The 22,018-nt window shown below is 36.3% G+C and carries 9 protein-coding genes; 1 reads left to right on the top strand and 8 read right to left on the bottom strand.

The genetic code is table 11. The features are described 5' to 3' along the window. Nucleotides 1-731 precede the first annotated feature (731 nt). Nucleotides 732-3,971, top strand: coding sequence for a glycoside hydrolase family 2 TIM barrel-domain containing protein (locus tag IC221_RS10315; RefSeq protein WP_188168896.1), 3,240 nt, complete (start codon nucleotides 732-734; stop codon nucleotides 3,969-3,971). A gap of 639 nt (nucleotides 3,972-4,610) precedes the next feature. Here the strand turns inward: IC221_RS10315 and IC221_RS10310 are convergent. The 8 genes from IC221_RS10310 to IC221_RS10275 all read right to left on the bottom strand — a co-directional run bounded on the left by IC221_RS10310 (nucleotide 4,611) and on the right by IC221_RS10275 (nucleotide 21,527). Next, on the bottom strand, nucleotides 4,611-5,243 hold the full coding sequence (locus IC221_RS10310; protein WP_367397763.1) for a bifunctional 4-hydroxy-2-oxoglutarate aldolase/2-dehydro-3-deoxy-phosphogluconate aldolase: 633 nt from the start codon (nucleotides 5,241-5,243) through the stop codon (nucleotides 4,611-4,613). Then, complete coding sequence (locus tag IC221_RS10305) at nucleotides 5,236-6,195, bottom strand: 2-dehydro-3-deoxygalactonokinase (protein WP_188168894.1); 960 nt, start codon at nucleotides 6,193-6,195, stop codon at nucleotides 5,236-5,238. The genes IC221_RS10310 and IC221_RS10305 overlap by 8 nt, the downstream gene beginning before the upstream one ends. Nucleotides 6,196-6,197: 2 nt before the next feature. Next, nucleotides 6,198-7,661, bottom strand: coding sequence for an aldehyde dehydrogenase family protein (locus tag IC221_RS10300; protein ID WP_188168893.1), 1,464 nt, complete (start codon nucleotides 7,659-7,661; stop codon nucleotides 6,198-6,200). Next, on the bottom strand, nucleotides 7,618-8,778 hold the full coding sequence (locus IC221_RS10295) for a mandelate racemase/muconate lactonizing enzyme family protein (RefSeq protein ID WP_188168892.1): 1,161 nt from the start codon (nucleotides 8,776-8,778) through the stop codon (nucleotides 7,618-7,620). Before IC221_RS10295 ends, IC221_RS10300 begins: the two co-directional genes overlap by 44 nt. 12 nt (nucleotides 8,779-8,790) lie before the next feature. Beyond that, entirely contained in the window at nucleotides 8,791-9,849 is a 1,059-nt protein-coding gene (locus tag IC221_RS10290) for an L-rhamnose/proton symporter RhaT (protein WP_188168891.1), read from the bottom strand. 63 nt (nucleotides 9,850-9,912) lie between these two features. After that, nucleotides 9,913-11,940: a glycoside hydrolase family 127 protein gene (locus tag IC221_RS10285; RefSeq protein ID WP_188168890.1), complete on the bottom strand. Its 2,028-nt coding sequence runs from the start codon at nucleotides 11,938-11,940 to the stop codon at nucleotides 9,913-9,915. 695 nt (nucleotides 11,941-12,635) lie between these two features. Next, the gene (locus IC221_RS10280) at nucleotides 12,636-14,942 is read right to left on the bottom strand and encodes a family 16 glycosylhydrolase (protein ID WP_188168889.1); all 2,307 of its coding nucleotides are present in this window, start codon (nucleotides 14,940-14,942) and stop codon (nucleotides 12,636-12,638) included. A 390-nt stretch (nucleotides 14,943-15,332) separates the two neighbouring features. After that, complete coding sequence (locus tag IC221_RS10275) at nucleotides 15,333-21,527, bottom strand: NPCBM/NEW2 domain-containing protein (protein WP_188168888.1); 6,195 nt, start codon at nucleotides 21,525-21,527, stop codon at nucleotides 15,333-15,335. Between the last annotated feature and the right edge of the window lie 491 nt (nucleotides 21,528-22,018).

The raw sequence follows: 22,018 nt of genomic DNA, 5'->3' as shown, positions 1-22,018 counted from the left end.
TATTCTTTTCAAAATGTTCATTCATTAAACTTTGATGTAACAAAAGTAGAGTGAAAGCATAGATGCAACTAAAGACGATTTACTGATAGTTGTATACGATTTACAGAATTAACTTTTCGATGAAATTTTCGATTTCACAAGCGAAGAGAAAATAACTCTATTGTAAATATTGGTGGTGAGTCAGCTTGAGTGATCAGCACCCCTACATCACACCGTACGTGAAGTTTTCACTCATACGGCTGACTGATAGAATTTTTCAACGAGCTTTCGAAAGCGTTTTCAAGCGGGCATGCTCTTCCAAGTCTAATAGACTGTAGGTGTATTTAAAATTAGTCACAAAAAGACCTTCAATATAAATGTAGCTATTCCACACTAATACTTCTTCAATTATTCGTAAGGTCTTACTACTTCAGAAGTTAATAATGAAAAGGACTTACCTTCAATTTTAGCTGAGGTTCTTATTCTTTCTACTGAAATCAATTCATATTGATTTGCAGTCCCTACACTGTGTTAGTACTTACTTTAAAATATGAGTTTTAAACAAAATCCCGACTGAACAAAATATAGACAGCAGGTGAATATTATCTTAGAATACGGGGTTATATCTGAACATTGGTCTGAATAATAAATGTAAACTAAGAAGAGGTTTCACTATTAATTATTTTTGATTGAGCAGTTACTCATTTGATGTAACATAATCTTCAATAAACAGAACTAACCTGATAGATGAAATGAAAGTAATAATTCAAACCATTATCTTAATGACCCTTTCGATACATACCTTTTCTCAAAATATTTGGGAGAATGAAGAAGTATATGAAAGGAATAAACTAGATGCACGAGTACCCTCTTATTCTTACACTTCAGAACAATACGCCAAAACTTTGGACAGAACGAAGAGTAAATTGATGATGCTAAATGGCACTTGGAAATTTAATTATGTGGATGATGATAAAAATCGTCCTTTAGAATTTTATAAAAAAGAGTTCAAAAGCAGTGATTTTAAAGATATCGAAGTGCCCTCGAATTGGGAACTAAAAGGGTATGGACAACCAATTTATACCAACATAGTTTATCCTTTTACCCCACATATTTTAGAAGGTAAATTAGCAAAATATGATTGGAGAGGACCAAGACCTCCGATACCTCCTTTTATTTATAGAGACAACCCAGTTGGATCATATTATAGAGATTTTGAAGTTCCAGAAGATTGGGATGGAGATGATATCATTTTACATTTTGGAGGAGTAACATCTGCATTCTATGTGTGGATAAACGGAGAAGAAGTAGGCTACAGTCAAGGAAGTCGATTAGCCGCAGAATTTGATATCACACAATACCTTGTGAAAGGTAAAAACAGAGTGGCTGTTCAAGTATTTAAATACAGCGATGGCAGTTATCTTGAAGATCAAGATATGTGGCGATTAGCCGGTATCCATAGAGAAGTAATGATCATGGCTCAACCTAAAATATCTATCACTGATTTTAGGGTAAGAACAATTTTAAATGATGATTTATCGGAGGCAACTCTAAAAGTGGAACCCGAAATGTGGAAATCATCTGAACATATTCAGCTAAAAGATTTCACAATAAAAGGTAAACTATTTGATGATAACGGAAAAGAGTTAGTGACAAACCTATCAGATGTTTCTGCTGATGATGTCGTAAATGTTCGTTGGCCTCAAAGAGATCTTCCAATCATTCCTAGTCTGAAAGCCACATTGAGTAAACCAAAGTTATGGTCATCTGAACACCCTAACCTTTATACTTTAGTCGTATCGCTGTATGATCAGAATGATGAGTTAATAGAATCTAGAAGCGAAAAAGTAGGTTTTATTAAAGTGGTTTTTGATAAAAATCAAGCACTATTAATCAATAATGTTCCTACAAAAATAATGGGAGTTAATCGTCATGATCATCATCCTGTTAGAGGTAAGGCCATAACACGAAAGGATATGGAAGAAGAAGTGAAAATGATGAAACGCTTCAACATTAATGCTGTTAGAACCTCTCACTACCCGAATGATCCTTATTTCTTAGAATTATGTAATAAATATGGTTTGTATGTAATGGCCGAAGCCAATGTAGAAACACATCATTTAGGAGGGTATATTCCAAATCAAACTTCTTGGATTGCTCCTTTAATGAGTAGAGTGTATCGAATGGTGGAAAGAGATAAAAATAATCCGAGTATTATCTCTTGGTCACTCGGAAATGAGGCAGGAACAGGACCTGCGTTTGCAGCTGCCGCGGCTTGGATAAAAGATTTTGATCCTTCACGTTTTATACATTACGAAGGTGCACAAGGAGACCCTACACATCCAAAATATAAAGAAGGTTTCGATATTGGTAGATCTCCAGAAATGGCAAATCCAACAGATCCTCCATATGTGGATGTTGTGAGTAGAATGTATCCTAATTTAGATCAAGTGATCAACATGTCAAAAAGCCCTTATATAAATAGACCAATTGTGATGTGTGAGTATATGCATGCAATGGGTAATTCTATGGGAGGACTTGGAGAATACTGGGATTATATTAGAGCGACACCAAACACGATAGGAGGTTTTATCTGGGATTTTAGAGACCAAGGTTTAGTCTCCAAAAATAATAAAGGGGAAACGTATTATGCCTATGGTGGTGATTTTGGTGATGTTCCAAATAATAAAAATTTCTGTATGAATGGTGTTTTTGCATCAGATCTAACCCCTCATCCTCATGCTTACGAAATGAAATATGTTTTTCAGCCTTTCGAAATTATGTGGGATGCTAAAGAAAATGGAAGAGTGAAAATCAAAAACAGATTCCATGATTCGTCATTGAGTGATTATCAATTTGTATTTGAGCTGCTAGAAAATGGTGTGGAAGTTCAGACTACAGAATTAGATCAAATCAATATATTAGCAGGAGAGGAATCTACATATACACTTCCTATCAAAAAGAAACTCATCAAATCGGATGCAGAATATCTCATTAATATCAAAGTGCTAGAGAAAAAAGATAGGCTTTGGTGTAAAGCGGGAAGTGAAGTAGGTAGCACTCAACTTGTCTATCAGACCAATCATCAATCAATAGTAAAAATTGGCAAAAAATCATCAAAAAGTCAATTTGAAATTGAAGAAAAGGAGGATCAATTAATCGTTAAAAATGAAAAAGTAAATGTTGTTTTTTCTAAGAAAAATGGAGAGTTAATTTCTTATCAAATAAAAAATGAAGAATTTTTAAAGCAACCACTTAAGGTAAACTTTTGGCGACCATTGACAGACAATGATATGACAGGATCATCTGCTTACTCCATGCGTCAATCAAGTAAATTTTGGAAAGGTATAGATAAAAAATGGTCTACAAAAGTTACATCAAATCAATTGAAAGGAGGTAATGTAGAGGTGAATGTTCATCATACAATGGAAGATCAAGTGGATCTAAAGCTTACTTATATCGTCACAAACGAAGGGGTGAAAATTGATATGCATCTGAATGCGAATAGCGACTTACCTGACCTTATTAATTTTGGGTTGACAATGGGGATCAATAAAAACCTAAATCAAACTGCTTTTTATGGGAATGGTCCTTCTGGAAATTACATCGATAGAAACAGAAGTGGTCAAAAACGTTTGTATACACTCAAAACAGATGATTTGTATTATGCATATGTAAAACCTCAAGAAAATGGTAATAGAACCAATACAGATTGGGTGAAATTTACAAGTAAGAATTCATCTGAATTATTTGTACAAGGGGAACCGTCTATCGAGTTTTCTGTATGGCCCTATTCTGCTTCAAAAATTAGAAAGGCATCGCATCAATATAAGTTGATTGAAGATGATTTTTATACTTTAAATATCGGCTTAAGACAAGCAGCCATCGGAGGAACTTTAACTCATATACAAAATCAGTTTTTGATGAAATCTGGTGAGTATCGTTTTAGTTGTATTATTGGTGGTAAAACAGATAATAAACAGGTCAATTAAGCAAACGCTGAAGGGATATACCTAATGTTCTAAGTGTTCGCGAGGACGTTACAATGCAACTACCCTACATAACTGCATTTTAGTAGGTAATTATAAAACACGTTTCTTTTGATCTGTAATCAAACAATCATTTCGAAGTAAATCCCTCGGCCTTGAAGGGAAAAGCCTCAAGAATTTCATGGAGAGAGCCGTAAAAAATGATCTTCAAACTCGCTAAAGCTCAAACAAAAAAATCATTGAGGCGAGAGGAATGGAATTTAGCTTTTGACTTCTAACCCTTGATTTTTTTGCTTGTTTTTGTTTCAAGACAAAAGAAAAAGAAGGAAGCTTGGAAGTAGACCCTATAAAAACATAAAGAAAAGATCTATAAGAAGTTAATATATCTTTTCTTTATGTTCTTATCGATAATTGGAGAATTAGCGCATCTCAGGTAGTAGAAGAACATTTTACTGATTAGGAAAAATGTAAAAAATAGGGCTATACTAGCATCTTCTTGTAAAACAGCCTTTGATCACCAGACTATGGCATATTCAAAATGAATATAATCATAAATCAAAAGACTGCATTTAGACAAAAAGAGCCCGAATAGCCCAATTGCTTTTATCGCATCACAAATATTTTCTTCACTCTGAATTCCTATTAAAAAGTACTCTTCAATTTCATGAAATGAGAAAGTAACTTTTCTTCTTGCCCCTCGGCAAGTAAATCTTTCGGAAACAAAGAGCCTCCCATACCAACACCGTAAGCACCTGCTTTGAAAAATGATTGTATATTATTACTATCCACTCCTCCAGTAGGTAATACTTTGATTTCATTTAAAGGTGCTTTGATATCTTTGATATAGTTTGCACCGAATTGTGAACATGGAAATATTTTCACTGCAGAAGCTCCTGATTTCCAAGCTGTATAAATCTCTGTTGGAGTCAAAGCACCTACAAAAATTGGTACTCCAAGCTTTTTACATTTCGAAATGACCGCTTGATCTACAATTGGAGTCACAATAAATTGTGAACCTGCTTCCAATGCCTTTTCCAAGTCAGACTCATTACAAACCGTTCCAGCTCCTACATTTAAATCAGGGTATAATGCTATAAGTTCTTGAATAAACTCCAAAGCATTAGGTGTATTGAGTGTCACCTCAATAGTACTTAAACCTGCTTGAATATAGATCGGTATAATTCGATTTAAAGTGGTTTCATCTATACCTCTTAGAATCCCCACAATAGGAGTTTCATGAAATTGCGTCCATGAAAACTCCTTTATCTTACACACACTCATGTTGTTGTTCTAATATTTTTTTCTGTCCAGTTAATAATGCTTTTTCAAGAATATTTTCATCAAAAAAGAGTAACCTTTCACGGTCATGAATCACTTCTTCCAACGCCATCTGATAAAGGCAGTTAAGTAAGCCTGATGCTGCAACAACTACTTTTTGGTCTTGTTCTTTCAAGTAAGAAAGTTCATCTCCAATCAGTAATCCACTGAGATAGTAATAGCTTTCTACTTTATCTCTATTCTCTAAAAGTGACTTCGCTCGAACTTTAAATAAGTTTTTACTGACCCCTTCAACCATTGCTTTTCTTACCCCTTCTCTAAAAGCCTTCTCAGTGTTTTCAATTAAAGGTCCTTTTGCAATGGAATTAGAAAGGATACTATGCTTACTCAACATATCGAACATTTCTCCTGTCATATAGGTGTCAAATAGGTGAAAAGTATTCTCCTTAAATGTTAGGTGTTTACTATGCGTTCCAGGTAGTAATAACACGCCTGCTTCAACTCCTTCCAAATAGGCTGTTAAACCAAGAGCTTGAATTTCCTCTCCTCTCATCACATTATCCCCTTGTTTCACACCAGAGATAATCAAAAGAGAAAGGTCCTCAGAGATAGTGACCATTTTACTGAATAGCTCATCTCCAGTTGAAGAAAAAGGCATTGAGGTATAATCTAACTCATACATACCCATTGAAGAAGACACCATACCAGAAGCGACTATAATTGTTTTTTCTGCTAGATCTGTTACTTCCTTCAATTTCTCTTTTAGGAAATTTGCATAGAAAGTGTGTTTATCCAACTCCTGTTGAGCAATATAATTTTGATACACTTCCTTTACGCCTTCACTTGAAGAAAATTCTTTAATCACTTCCAATGTAGAAGTATCAATCACTCTCAACCTAAAATTGGAAGTACCCCAATCACAGCTTATAAATGTCTTGGGTAAGCTCATGATTATATTTTTTTACTGATACGTTTTAAAACCAAATAGTCATCCAATGCAAACTTCGAACAGTCCATGCTGATACCACTATTCTTTACACCAAGGTGTGGAAGATTGATATCGTATTTTACTCCATTCTGTTGCACCTCTCCAAATTCCAATGCCATTGCTACAGTTTCTAAGATTTCCTCATTTTCTGAGAAAACATAAGAAGCCAAACCTGCAGTAGAGTCATTGGCGTATTCAAGAACTTCCTCCAGCGTAGAGAACTTCATGATGACACATACAGGACCAAATACTTCATGCTGAAGAATGTCTGCTCTGCGATTGTCTAATTCAATCACTGTTGGCTCAAAATAGCAGCCTTCTCCTTCTACTTTTTTACCTCCTGTAAGGATCTTTCCTCCTTGTTCCACACATTGGTTGACAAAGCTTGAAACCGATTCAATTTGAGCAGCATTCGCCAAAGGTCCCATATTGATACCTTGCTCTTTGAAGAAACCTAATTTGGTACCTTTCGCTGCTTCAACCAATTGTAAAAGGAACTGATCATATACACTTTCGTGGATGTAAAAACGGTTAGGAGCCACACATACTTGACCTGCGTTTCCGCCAAATTTGATGGCCTTAGTGATTCCTAATGCATCCTCCATATTTCCGTCTTCAAAAAGGATAAATGGAGCATTACCACCACATTCCATTGAATATCTTTTGATGGAAGTTTTCACCGATTGCTCAATCAATTTCTGAGCTGTAAAAGTAGAACCAATCATGGTTACCAACTTCGGTATAGTACTCTCACACAATGGAATACCTACATTTTGACGGTTACCACACAATACTGTAATCACTCCCTTAGGGAAGTTGATTTGGTGGGCAAATTCGGCAATCATTAAAGAAGAAATGCATGAAGATTCTGAGGCTTTAATGATAATTGAGTTTCCTGCTGCTAGTGCAGGTCCAAGTTTAAAACCAAGGTTCAGTAAAGGGAAATTCCAAGCTAGAAAAGCCGTCACTACACCTAAAGGTTGGTAGACCATTCTATGCGTATGCGTTCCTTGACGATCCTCGATTTCAAACTCCGATTTCACTCTCATTTCATGACTGTAAAATGCTAATGAATCCGTAATACTTGTAAGGTCCTCCACTGAAGCATCCCATGTTTTGCCCATTTCATGACAAACAGCTTCTCTTAAAAGGTCCCCATTTTCTATAATTTTATTGCGTAGTTTATCAATCCAATCCAAACGTTCTTCCAATGGTAACTTTGACCATATCAAGAATCCTTCATGTGCAGATTGTAACGCAAATTCTGTATCTTCTTTTGTTGCCTGTGCTACTTCACAAATTGGCTGTTGATCATGAGGACAAGTTGCAAAAGTAGTTGCGTTAGTAGCTCCATTTACAAATTCTCCGTTGATATATAACTTTTTACTGCCAAACTTCAAGGCTTTGTTTTGAACTATTGTCTCCATATTTATTTAGATATTTTTGGTTTACTTCAATTCCTAGACCTGGTAATTCAGGTACTTTTATTTCTCCATTGATGACTTCAATTTGATGCTCTATTACATCATCTCTCAATGGGTTTTCTGTTCTGTCCAATTCAATCATTGGGGCATTTCTAAACATTCTGCCTGGATTTTGATCCAGATTGGCCACAAAATGAATAGCCGCACTAATGGCAACCCAAGTTCCCCATGAATGTGGTACGATATCTTTATGATAACTTTGTGCTAAAGTGGCAATTCTCTTTACTTCTGTCAGTCCGCCGGTAGCGCAAATATCTGGCTGAGCAATATCTACACTGTCATTTTCAAAGAGTCGTTTAAAACCATGTTTCAAGTATTCGCACTCTCCTCCTGCAATTGGAATAGTTGTATTTTCACGAAGTGAACGATAACCATTAAAATCCTCAGGGTGAACAGGTTCCTCAAACCATCCAATATTAAGGTGCTCTATTTTTTTACATAATTCTAATGCCTCTCTATAGTTGTAAGCGTGATTGGAATCTATCATGAGTTTGACATCATCACCCAACGCATTTTTTAATAGATTGACATAATGAACATCTTTTTCAATACCCAAACCGACTTTCATTTTAGCCGCTTTGAATCCATGCTCTTTATAATAATTGGCTTCTTTGATCAAATCCTCCTCTAACGTTGGAGAATCAGTAAAATAAAAACCTGTTGCATAAGGATGTATAATAGGGTTTTTCACTCCTCCTAACAGCACTGAAACAGGCTGCTGCAACACTTTTCCTTTACAATCCCAACAAGCTACATCAATGGCACTGATCGCTGCATTAAAAATACCACTTCTACCAAAATCCAATGTTCTGAGGTACATGATCTGCCAGATTTTCTCGTTTTCTAAAACGTTTTCACCGATGATGAAACCTTTTAGAAAATCAATCCCTGTCTTGATCATATCAGCAGGACCATAACCTTCTCCCCAACCGTAAGTACCATCTTCAAGAGTGATTTTCACCAAGCATATTTTTCTTGAGGCGTAATGCCATTGGGAAAAATAAAATGGTGTTTCTAATTCTTGGGATAATACGTAAGGTGTTATATCTACGATTTTCATTTTCTATTCTATTTATGCATTTGCATAGCCCAAAAGGCAAATCGCAAATATTAATACTACTAAGCCTCCTAATAAGATTTTAAATGAGGAAGAGGCTCCTTTCCATTCCCCAGATCTATATCCCCAAACATTACTGATGATCAAAGAGATACCTAACATCATAGGCCAACCCAATACAGGCCCAAGATCTCCCATCAATGCAGCTCCTTGTCCATAAATACCCAAGGCACCAAACCAAAAGACACCGGCCAAAATTGACCATAAATAGGCTTTTGAGCTACCTTGTACTTTAAATCCACCCCATGAATTGTTTTGAACAAGTTTGAACATTGCAAAACCAAAATTCATCAAGTAAGCTCCGATCAGCACAACTACCCATGCCACTAAACTTGCGTCTGTTGGGTTTGTGCCATAGTTCTTCACCGCATTGTCTGCTACGGGTAATGCATTGGTAAAACCAACATTTAATAAAGCAGAAAGAACACCACTTGTCACTGCGATCAATACTCCTGTTTTGATGGATTTTTTAGGCTGAACTGCAACGGCAGGTTTTGCGACCAAAACATCTCCATCTTCTTCAAAATCTTGTTCGGCGTCTAAAACATTGTTCTGAGCTTTGTCTCTTTTCACACCAGCTACTGCTGTAATGCTAACACCTACTAAGAGTAATCCTACACCACTCAAGACCAAAGGCATGTTTTCAGGTAAAGTTTCCATTTGGAAAAGCGGTACTAAAGAGCCCATTGAAGCGGCCAAGCCCATCACAATACCATACGTAATACTTACGCCTGTATATTCTACACTCACTCCAAAAAGAATTCCTCCAATACCCCACAAGAAACCGAAAAGCATGGCCATAAAAATGACAGATTGATCAACCTCACCTATGATTGAAAAAGTATTAGACTCTACCAATAAAGCCCAACCCATGGGTAAAATAATCATGGCTGTAGTGGCATGTACCAACCACCAATTCTCCCATTTTAAAGGAGCAATGTGTTTCATTCCAAGACCAAAAGTCCCTTGAAAGAAACTGGCACATAATATTAATAAAATTGCGAATAAGTCCATTCTATAATTCGTTTATTAAGGCTAGAAAAGCAAGGAGATCAACTCTCCTTGCTTATTGTGCTTTTATAAATTATTCCAAATCACTGGCATGAATACTGTCATCTCTGCTTTCCCTCTGTTGTTCCATGTAAAATAAGGAACGAGTTGAATAGAAGACTCATCAAACTTTGGAACATCTACTGTTGAATACATGTCCTCTTTTGTTTGATCTTTTCTGATCAATATTGGTGCTTCTACAGTTGCCACACCTCCTAAAAGATCTTTATCATAGTTCACTTTTAGTGGTGCTCCACCTTTAAAATAAACATCTAATATTTTTGTGCCTTTCGGTAAATCAGGTGTTTCAACACAATACACGATTGGTCCTCTTTTTACCGCTACTTGGTTTCTTGCTTCCTCGATTAAAGGATTTGCTTCCACCAATTGTACTTCCATTGGCATATCTAAAGTGATGATATCACCTTTCTTCCATTTTCTATTAATCGTAGCAAACTCTCCTTCTACTACTTTTACATCTACCGCTTCGTTGTTTACTTTTACAGAAGACCCTACAGCCCATTTTGGTATTCTCAACATCACATCAAAAGCTTGTTTCTTTGCTTTTTCTACCGTAATATTTACCGTTCCTTCCCAAGGATAATTTGTTACTTGGTTCAAAATAATTGTTGATCCATCTTGTAGTTTCGTTTCCAATCTATTGCTACCATAAAGGTTTACTGCAAGACCGTCTTTTGATAAACTATAAGCCCAGTTAGCTGACTTCGCAATGGTACGAACAATGTTTGGAGGACAGCAGAAACACTCTAAGTAAGGCTCTCTAACAGGTGTTTCAGTGTTGTGTTTAGAGTAATCTCTTGAACCGTGCACCATTCTTAAAGGATTCGAATAAAAGTAATCTTTACCTTCTAAAGAAATACCTGATAAACCACTGTTATACAATACCAACTCCATGATATCTGCATATTTTGACTCACCATGTAAGCCTAACATTCTGTAAGAGAACATTGAGTTACAAACGTTGGCACATGTTTCATTGTAGGCTGTCATATTTGGCATCATGTAAGCATCAATGAAACCTTCTTCAATCTTATCTCGGTTCGTTGATGCTCCATAATGCGCTTGTCCTACTGCACCAGTAACATACATCTTCTTATTCGTAACATTATCCCATAACCTATCCAATGCATCTACTAAAGCTTGTTCACCTGTTTCTGAAGCTACATCAGCAGCACCAGCATAGTAATACAATGCTAATACAGCGTGACCTACTGCTTCATCTGCATCACGCAATGCCACTCTCTCCTGCACCATATCACCGATAGGGTAACCTTCCGTTTCTGAAGTTTCTTCTACTTCATATTTTCCTCTGTTATTGATGAAACGTTCCGCTAGGTCTAAATAGTTTTTATTCCCAGTAGTTCTATACATCTCCACCAATCCCATGATTTGAGTTTGGTTAAAACCAAAACGACCATAACGAGGATTATCTGTATTAAATGTCTTATAAAGGAAATCAGCATGCTTTACTGCGATATCCAAGAAGTTTGATTGACCAGTAACTCTATGATGTATACATGCAGACGTTAATAAGTGTCCCGTGTTGTACATCTCATGATACTTACGGTTTTCATAACGGTCTACATTTGATCTTAACTGTACTTGGGTCTGAATATACCCGTCATCTTCTTGTGCCTCACCGATGATCTTGATATAACCATCGATCTCTTCTAATAAAGTTTTGTCATCGTTTTGAGCGTACACATACATTGCTGCTTCAATCCACTTATAGAAGTCACCATCATGCCAATGCATACCTTGATGCTTCCCTTCTTTCATCCCTGCCGCAATTTTGAAGTTATTCAAAGCGTGTCCCACATCACCAGTCAACACTTCTCCCATGTAAGGTACCATATTCGTTTCTGCCACTTCAAATTTATCTGCCCAGAAACCTTCTGTCCACTTACAATCTCCTAAATTGATACTTTTCAATGCTACATTAGGGGTATTTGCTTGCCCTAAAACGCCTCTCTCCTGTGCTACACCTACCTGAGTCATCAGGGCAGCACAAGCCATTATAAATAATTTTTTCATTTAATATATCGTCTTAAACTTTTGAGTAATTAGCTTGCATGACCAAAACCTATGTAGTTCCTTATCAATAGGATTTGATCATAATGTAAAATTAGAGAGAAGGGTTTTGAATGAATTCTTAAAAATTATCCATTCTCGGTAAAAAATTAGCATAAGTGATTGGAGGTAAAGAGAATTGAGAACTGTTTTAACAATTACAGATAACAACTCTCTTAAACGGATACTTAATAAATTGTAAACTAAATTACCGCAGACTTTTAATCAATTATTCTGCAAGCTTTTATGTCCTACTTTCAAGTTTCCTTCTTCTTCATTTTTCCATTGATGAAAAACGAAGCAAAAAATCTAGGCTTAGAAGTCAAAAGCTAAATTTCATTCCTCTCACCTAAATGATTTTAAACTCGCTTTGCTCGAACAAGAAAATCATTCTTAACGGCTCAATCCATGAAATTATTAACGCTTTTCCCTTCAAGGCCGAGGGAAGAAGTAGCAAATGAATTGGGTAGAAAGCCCACTGGAGCGAATGTTAAGTGTTAGCGTCATTCGTGTCCTTCACGATCATCAGAAATCTCCTGATTTCTAAATGCTGCAAATATTCGAAAGTTTAGTTTACAATGTACTTAATAGTAAATCAACTATTTATAGAATATATGAATGAAAAAAGGCTGACAAGAATGCCAGCCTTTAGTAGTGTGTTAATTACAAATTGTCCGTGTTGTAGCAGTGCCGTCTTTTGTTACTATTTGGAAAATTAATAAACCATTGTGGTTCATCAATTCATCTTGTTTAAGAACTATTTCGTCGATTCCTTTGAATGTTTTATTTATAAATTCTTTTCCGCCTATATCAAAAACTCGAAGCGTACCACTTCGCACTTCACCAAGATTGATGTATAAATTACCAAACTTGTAAGGGTTAGGATAAATCTTTATTTCTTGCTCAAAGCTTGTTTGCTGAATTGTATTGACTCTTGAAGAAGAACCATTTTCCCAGCTAAATTTTGTTGCTCCAGAAGCATTCGATTGGTTCGCTATCAAAGCTTTTGAACTATTAGTACTGATGAACTTTCCATTAATCTTTCCTTTCAAGATCAAATATCCATCTGATGTTAATTCAAAAGTGAATTTTTGTCTTTCATAAATACCCGTTGCTCCACATTTGATTGAATTATCAGAAGCTACTGTTACATACTTTCCTGTAGCTACAGATTTTAAAGCATAATAACCGTTTGCATCCAACACTGTAAACTCTTCCAAACTAGAAACCGATGATTTTGTAGCTTGAAGTGCAGTTCCTTGTGAAGTGTTGACAGTCACGTAATCATCTGAAAGTGTTTGTAACCAAATTACGCTACCAGCAGTGGGTAAATTTCCACCTCCTACACTGCTTCCAGTGGTTACTGTAATTGTGCAAACAGCTTTAAAATTTCCATCTCTTGTTGTTGCTGTAATCTTAGTTGTTCCGGCACCAACGCCCGTTACGTTTCCATTATTTACAGAAGCAACGGAACCATTTGCAGTAGACCAAGTTACTGTTTTATCAGTGGCATTAGAAGGAGATACTGATGCATTTAATTGTACAGACTCACCCACTCCAATCGTAGAGGTGCTTTTGTTTAGAGAAACACCATTTACAGGTACATCGGCAGGAGGTGTACCGCCTGTTCCAATCGTAAAATTATCACAATAAGCTTCTCCAGTCGAGTAGTACCAAACTCTATACCTCTCTTCTGATGAACCTGTAGTAATCGTAATACTCTTGTTGCTAAATGTAGTAGATGTAAATTCCTGGTTGGTAATGAAGTTTCCAGTAATAGCATTTGTAATTCCTAAAAATGCACTTGTACCATTGGAGCCTACTTTACCATCTACAGAGATTGTATAAGTAGTATTTGCTGCTAAAGTAATCACTTGTGCCACGTTACCATTTGTAATTTTAGCACCATAATTACCTGAAGTCTTATTGTTAGATACCACTTCCTGCAAACCAATACTTGCAGACCAATAAGAAAGATCGCCGTCTTCAAAACTAGGGTTTCCGATTTCCCCTACTCCCACCGAGGGAGGCGCTGTTGAAGATGCTTTTTCCCAAACTCTTACGTATTCAACATACATCGTCGTTGGCATCCCGGGTAACTGTGCTTTTGCTTCAGGATCGGTTTCAGGGTTTACTGCGTTGTTTCTGTTGTTGTAGAACTCTACAAAAGGTTTTCTTAAACCTAATGACAGCGTAACGTTCATTGGTCGGTACCAATAGGTGTTTGGCTTTCTTGCCACTTCAACACCATCAACGTACCAAATAATTTCGTTTTCATTCACTTCACATCCATAGATATGATAATCTTTTGTGGGATCCCAAGGAGCTCTAAATTTGTTTAATTGCTCATCAGGGTGTTGTTTTGGTCGTCTCCAAACACCTGATCCGTTTTGCATCACAACCGCATGAAGGTTATGATCCATGTCGTAGATGTCATCTTGATGTCCTTCATACCAATCAAATTGTTGAAGTTCCACCACATCAATTTCACTGTACACCGTTTTGCCATTGCCTACAGAATAATCGAAGTTGGAAAAAAGCCAGAATGACGGACAAACTCCTTCACCAATATCAGCTCCTTTAATTTTGGCTTCATAGTAACCATAAGTAAAAGTTTGATACGACTTCAAGATACCCGACTTAAAATAAGTACCTCCATCAGAAGCGTTGTTAGGGTTTTGACGCATGGTCAAAGCGGCTACTCCATTTTCAATTTTCACATTGTTGTTATTGTCCCATTTCCAAGCCGTAGTGTTAGGAAGATTTCCAGTCTTGATCCATTTGGACCAATCGGGCGTGTTACCATTGAATTCGTCGGAAGCACTCCAGCGAATTTCCCATACATCAGCAGGGTTGGAAGTGGTAGTAGGTTGCTGTGCAAACACACTTTTAGCGTAAAGTGAAAGGAGCACAAATGAGAGTAGTAGTTTTGTAGTTCTGGAATAGTTTAATAGTAAATGTTCCATTATTTAAACTGAGGTTGTAAATGCACATCGACAAGCTGGCATCATCTTATGCATTTAGTTATAAATTTATTACGCCTCAAGATAGATACTTGCCCAATGATCAACTTCTTAATAATTACCCCTTTATGGTAAGTTTTTAACATGGCTCTTAATACACTGTAAACTACATTTCGTTCACCTCTAATTGGTCTTTCTACAAGCATTCATAAGATCTACGTTTAAACTTCCTACTTCTTTACTTTGGTATTAACATAAAAATGAAACAAAAATCAATGCTATAGAGACAGTTTCGTAAAATGTCCTCATCAACTATAGTATACCTTAGACAAAAAAATAAGAGGTACCATTCTATGATACCCCTCATTTCGATTCTGGTTAGTGTTATATATTTTATTCTATAACGACTTTCTTTCTTAAAATTCCGTCCTCATTTCCAACTAAAATTATTAATACTCCTTGAGGTAGGTTAGCTACTTCTGCTTTAAATCCACTTAGCGATTGCTTATGGATAAGTTGACCGTTAATATTGATCACTTGAAGTACACTTCCATCAAGAATTTCTTCTGAATTAACAACTAAGTTCTTATTGAAGGTAAACACGTTCACTTTCGCTGTGAGATCTTCTACAGATGTTGGAGTCGATTGTGTCACAGTAATAGTATAAGTTTGTTTTGTAATACCATCTTGGGCAGTTACCACAATTTCTATCACTCCACCAAACGAATCTACAGGTGTTATCACTGCGATTGCATTTTCGTCTGTAGTTACTGCTGTAGCTGTTGGAAGTTCAGCTGTAGCCACAGTATATGAGAATTGATCGCTTGAGAATCCTTCTAAGAGAACACCATCTAAAGCAATTTCACTTAGTGATGCATCTGTTGATGGAGCTGACCATACATAATTTACAGTATACGTTACTTCGGTTGTACCATCTTGAGCAGTTACCACTACTGTTGCTGAACCTTCAATATCTGAATCAATGATTTCAAAGGTCGCATTACTATCTGTTGTCTCTGCCGTTAACTTCGGTGAACCTGTTGTACCGTATGCATAAGTAATTGTATAGTCTAATGTTGAAGCATCAAAACCTTCTAAAGCTACATCATCAACCTTTAAGACGGATAAACTTGCATCTGTTGATGGAGCGGACCATACATAATTTACAGTGTAAGTTACTTCAGTTGTTCCATCTTGAGCGGTTACTACTACTGTCGCTGAACCCTCAATATCTGAATCAATGATTTCAAAGGTCGCATTACTATCAGTAGTTTCTGCTGATAACTTCGGTGAACCCTCTGTTCCATATGCATAAGTAATTGTATATTCTAATGTTGAAGCATCAAAACCTTCTAAAGCAACATCATCAACCTTTAAGACGGATAAACTTGCATCTGTTGATGGAGCGGACCATACATAATTTACAGTATACGTTACTTCAGTTGTACCATCTTGAGCAGTTACCACTACTGTTGCTGAACCTTCAATATCTGAATCCATGATTTCAAAGGTCGCATTACTATCTGTTGTCTCTGCCGTTAACTTCGGTGAACCTGTTGTACCGTATGCATAAGTAATTGTATAGTCTAATGTTGAAGCATCAAAACCTTCTAAAGCTACATCATCAACCTTTAAGACGGATAAACTTGCATCTGTTGATGGAGCGGACCATACATAATTTACAGTGTAAGTTACTTCAGTTGTTCCATCTTGAGCGGTTACTACTACTGTCGCTGAACCCTCAATATCTGAATCCATGATTTCAAAGGTCGCATTACTATCAGTAGTTTCTGCTGATAACTTCGGTGAACCTTCTGTTCCATATGCATAGGTAACTGTATAGTCTAATGTTGAAGCATCAAAACCTTCTAAAGCTACATCATCAACCTTTAAGACGGATAAACTTGCATCTGTTGATGGATCCTCTACAACATAATTTACGGTATAAGTCACTTCAGTTGTACCATCTTCAGCCATCACATCCACTTTTGCGACACCTGGCATTGTTGTCGCCTGAGTGTATTCTAATGATGCAAATTCATTTGAAACTTCCGCTGATAAAACTGGAATCTCTGTTGTTCCAAAAGGGTAAAGAACTGTATATTCTGTCTTATCGGCAGCAAATTCTGGAACAGTGGTTTCATCTACCGAAAGGTCAGATAATGTTGCATCAGATGAAATATTCATCCATGTAATAGCATACGTTTTTGTAACATTTCCGTCAGCTGAAGTTACTTCAATCAGTGTTGGTGCATCTACATTGTCAGATTCAGTAATATTCAAAACTGCTTCTTTATTATTGGCTAGAACAGACACTTTTGGAAGATCAGTTTCAGGAACTACTTTATAGACAAATTCCTCTTGCTCCACTTTACCTTTTCCTAAGAATTGATCTCCTACTTTTAGAGAATAAAGAGATACATCATCTGGTTTTGTAATGTGAAATGGATCTGTTTCGAATTCGGCTTCTGCAACAAAATGCGCATCTACCCAATTGGCATGATCACCTGCTATCGTTCCATCAGATTCATCAATAATCAATGTTAGTTTATTGTGTTCTTTCACATCTAATTTTAACAACTCAGGGATTTGAGTAGTGGATCTGATTTCTCCGGTATTATAAACTTCCTCTCCATCTAATAAAATGATCATTTTTAAACGACCAGAATTAGATTTAGAAGCAGTAGGAATTACTGAAAATGTTTCATAGCCTTCTTTAATCGCGTAAGTGATTGTTGATGGGGCATGTACACCAATACCATGATCATATTTTACTTCATCAATAATAAATTCACCTCCGTCAAAATCCGTCCCGTTGTTAATTCTGTTGGCATAAGTATCAGCTTCTAAAACAGACTCTGCTGTTAAGAAAACCTTTGTACCTTCAACAAAATTTACTTTATAGTTCATTTCTGAAGTAGCATCTTCCGATATTACTTTCACCATAGCTTCTCCAAAAATATCTTGTGCTTGTGTCACTTCAAATGTTGATACATCTACATTCGAAGGAGTGGCAGCTATTTGAGGTATTGAAGAAACACCTTGTGGTATTGATAAAGTGTATTCCGTTACATCAGGGCTAAAACCTGCAACTGTTATTCCATCAACCTTTAAGTTTAAAAGTGTTGCTAAAGATGTATTTGTAAATCTAACATTATAAGTTTCTGTTACTGTACCATCGGCTGATGTTACTTTGATCACGGCTGGATCGTAAATATCAGTTGACTGTGTTACTTCTACCGTAGCTTGTTTGTTATTGGCTTTTGCTATAACCTCAGGAATGTTATTTCCATCTACTTTATAAATCAATTCTTTAGCACCTTCTTTCACATTCATCAAGTAGTCTTCTCCTGCCATGATAGAATATAATGTTGCATCCGTTGGTCTAGTAATATGAGCTGGTTCGGTTTCAAACATAGCATCAGCCACAAAATGAGCATCTACCCAAGCGGCATGATCACCTCCTAGGTCATCATCAGAATTATCAACGACTAATCTTAAAATGTTCGCTCCTGTAACATCTAAAATAACTCTTTCAAGCGTTTGGTTGTTTTTATTGATTTCACCGCTGCTGTATACCTCTTTATCATCTAAATGAATACTCAAAGTAACATTTCCTGAATTCGTTGAAGCAGGAACTACAGAAAATGTAGTATAACCTTCTTTAATTGTGTATGTGATATTAGAATTAGCGTGTACGCCTATTCCTTTTTCAAATTGATGATCTCCTCCAAAATCAAAAGGTTGATCGCTGTAAGCTACATCATTTTTAATAACATCTTGGAAAGTCTCTGCTTCAAATACTGTTTCAGCTGTTAGATAGATGTTCTTTGATTTCAGAATATTGACAGTATAGATTAATTCAGTTGTTTCATCTTCAGAAACCACTTTTACAGTAGCTTTACCAGGGAATGTTGTAGCTTGAGTAAGCTCAAAAACAGATGATTGCTCGTTCGTTAAAGTGGCTGTCAATTGAGGAATTCCAGAAGTTTCTTCTGATATATAAACAGTATAGTCTGTTACTTCTGCATCGAAATTAGGAACTTCCATTCCATTTACTTCAAGAGTAGATAATGTAGCATCAGATACACTTGATAAAAGAACCTTGTACGTTTCTGTTTTGCTTCCATCTGCAGAAGTTACTGTGATGATAGCTTCTTCACCAAATTCATTGGCCTGCTCTACAACTACTTCAGCATTTTTATTATTTGGTGTTGCTGCCACAATTGGTAGACTACTACCTGAAGCTGATTTGTGAATATAGTTTTTCACCTCTTTTGTAACACCATCTAAGTATTTACTTCCTACTTGAATAGTATAAAGAGAAACATCTGTTGCGTCTGTAATGTGAGGGTTTTCAACATCCACTCTATCGTTTACAGTAAAGAAAGCGTCTAACCAATTGGCATGATCTCCACCAATTCCATTACCGCCATCACCTACGTATAACGTCAATTTACTAGCGTCTTTTACATCTAACTCCACTCTACTTGGTGACTGAGTTGATGATTTGATTTCTCCAGTAGTATACACCTCCACATCATCTAAGAAGATTTTCATTTCTATTAATCCTCCGTTTGTTTCAGATGCAGCGGGAATTACATAAAATTTCTCATAACCTTCTTTAATCGCATAAGAAATTGTGGATAATGCATGTACCCCTAAGCCTCTTTCATATTCTTCACCACCTAAAGTTAAAGAAGTAGCAGGTGATCCATCAGTATAAGTATCAGCTACTGGTAAATCGTCTCTAATTCTCCAATAAGAATCCGACTCCGCAATATTTGCTGAAGTTAAATATAATCGCTTGCCTTGAATTTGAGCTGCTTCAAGTAATTCGTCAATATTTTTGGCTTCCCATGAAAAGTTAGAGAAGATGACTTTTGTAATGTCTTCACCGTCTTGAGGAACAATCTCAATCTTTGTAGCGTTAGACCACTCACCCAAAGGAGAACTATCATGTTGACTTAATACGTTGCTTGCTTCTATAAATGTTTGTTGCCAATCATTAGAAGTTGTAATTGCTAAATCATATTCATACTGATCATTGACAATTACTTTTAAGTTTTGAGCTTGTGTACAGTAAAATAAAAAGTGGAAATCTGCCCCAGCAGGTGCTTGATATTTTGGATCGGTAAAGATTTCATTCGTCATTCCATTATTATCAATGGGTCTGATGGCAGGTAAGTTACCTACACCTTCAATGTAAGCTGAGTTTGTCCATGAATTTTCAACATCATCCGAAGGTACATCCGTCGCTACTGCATTATTTCCTAATTGTATTGGAATTTCAGCTTCAAAATCACCAGAAATAACAATATCACCTTCGTACTCAATATTGGCAAATCCGAAAACGTAATCGTTGACATCAAAAACAGGAAGTGATGCTACCCATTCGTCTCCAACTCTGATCGCTTCAGCATCTCTCCAAATTCTTGTATAACTTACAGGATTCTTTACGGCGTAATAAATATTTACAGATTTAATTTTATCTACATCATTAGGTGTGATTGTGTACTCAGGTACACCTTCAGCATCTAAAGTAATTTCTGAAGTTGGTCTCACCGGCCAGAAATGATCGTCACCCAAAACATGTTTCTGTAACCAGATTTTAGCATCATCGCCTAATTTATCCGTATTATGATGTCCTCTTGCTTGTAATGCAAAATCCCAAGGCACATCACTTTGGAAACCATCAAACATCATCTCACTTCTTTCGTGACCTCCATGATGATCATTTGTTCCACTTAACCATAAAGATGCTGCTTTGATGTAAGGGGCATGGGCTTGAGGAGCAATGCTTTCAAGATATAACTCTTGTCCTGCATCTTTATCGGGTTCAACATAAGGATTGTTATATAACCAAACACTATTCGTTCTCCAGTATTCAAGATAACCAATCCCAAAATAGGATACGAAAGCCTTAATTCTTTCATCCATTCCCAAGTTCCACATCAAAGTACCACCGTAAGAGTACCCTTTTGCACCTACTTTAGTCGCATCGACTGCCGGTTGGTCTAATAAATGGCTTAATGCAATTCTTTGAATAGCATACCATAAATAATCATCTGTTTGTTTTGGATCAGTAATAAAATCACCGTTTGGCAAACCATTTTTCACTCTGTATCCACCCTCATTTTCATCAATGATTCCATATTTGAATTCCTCTGGGTATTCTGTATAATTGGCTCTAGTCCCCGTTTTACCACAATAATCATGAGCTAAAACAGCCCATCCTTCATTTACATAGTCCATGTCTACGGTAGGCTGACCCATCCATCCATGTACATCAAGAAGTGCTGGTGCTGTACCAGAATTACGCAATTCTTCTTTTACTGCATATTTGGTAAAGACTCTAAATTCCTGACCAAGAATTGATACATGAATGTAAGACTCCTTATAATAGATGCCGTTTTCTGTGGTTTCAGAAATAATATCTTCTTTTGTTTCACCTGTTGTACCATCTTTTACTAAGCCAGCATCAGGATCAAAATCTACCCAGAGAAGATCCGGGGTTTGTTGTGCCCATACTGAACTCCCGATAAGGAAAGCCAGTAGGAAAAAAAGTAATTGTTTCAGATTGTTCATTTCACTTGTGTAAATAAATGCATAAAAAAGTTGAAGGTTTACTTTTCAGTAAAAAGCACAAAAAGCTCTCGGTATAAGTAATCTACAGGGCATCCTACTTTTTCATTATTTGAAGTATCAGGAGTAAGGTCAACATTGATATCGATTTTCATTGTTTAAAGCATTTATGCTTACTCCTAAAAAATCACTTCTTATAATTCACTAATGCTTAACTGTTTAGTTCATTTCAACTAATTATAAAGTTTGGATAAAAAATACAATTGTATTAACACTCGTTTTTCTTTTGTTTGCCTTTATCTAACATTAAAAATAAAAGCAATTGTAGTTCAAAAACTTACAGTTTAGTGCTAATAAATAGTCTAATTCACATCATAGTGTTAGTTTTTGTTGAATACGTGAACTCGCATGATAGTTTACAGAATAAAAAAGGAAAGATGTACTAAATCCTTCTTTCCTTTTCTCTTATCCTTCAGAACTTTGTCCTTATTTAT

The organism is Flammeovirga sp. EKP202, assembly GCF_014534745.1.
Lineage (GTDB): Bacteria > Bacteroidota > Bacteroidia > Cytophagales > Flammeovirgaceae > Flammeovirga.
This window is presented reverse-complemented; position numbering and strand designations above follow the sequence as displayed.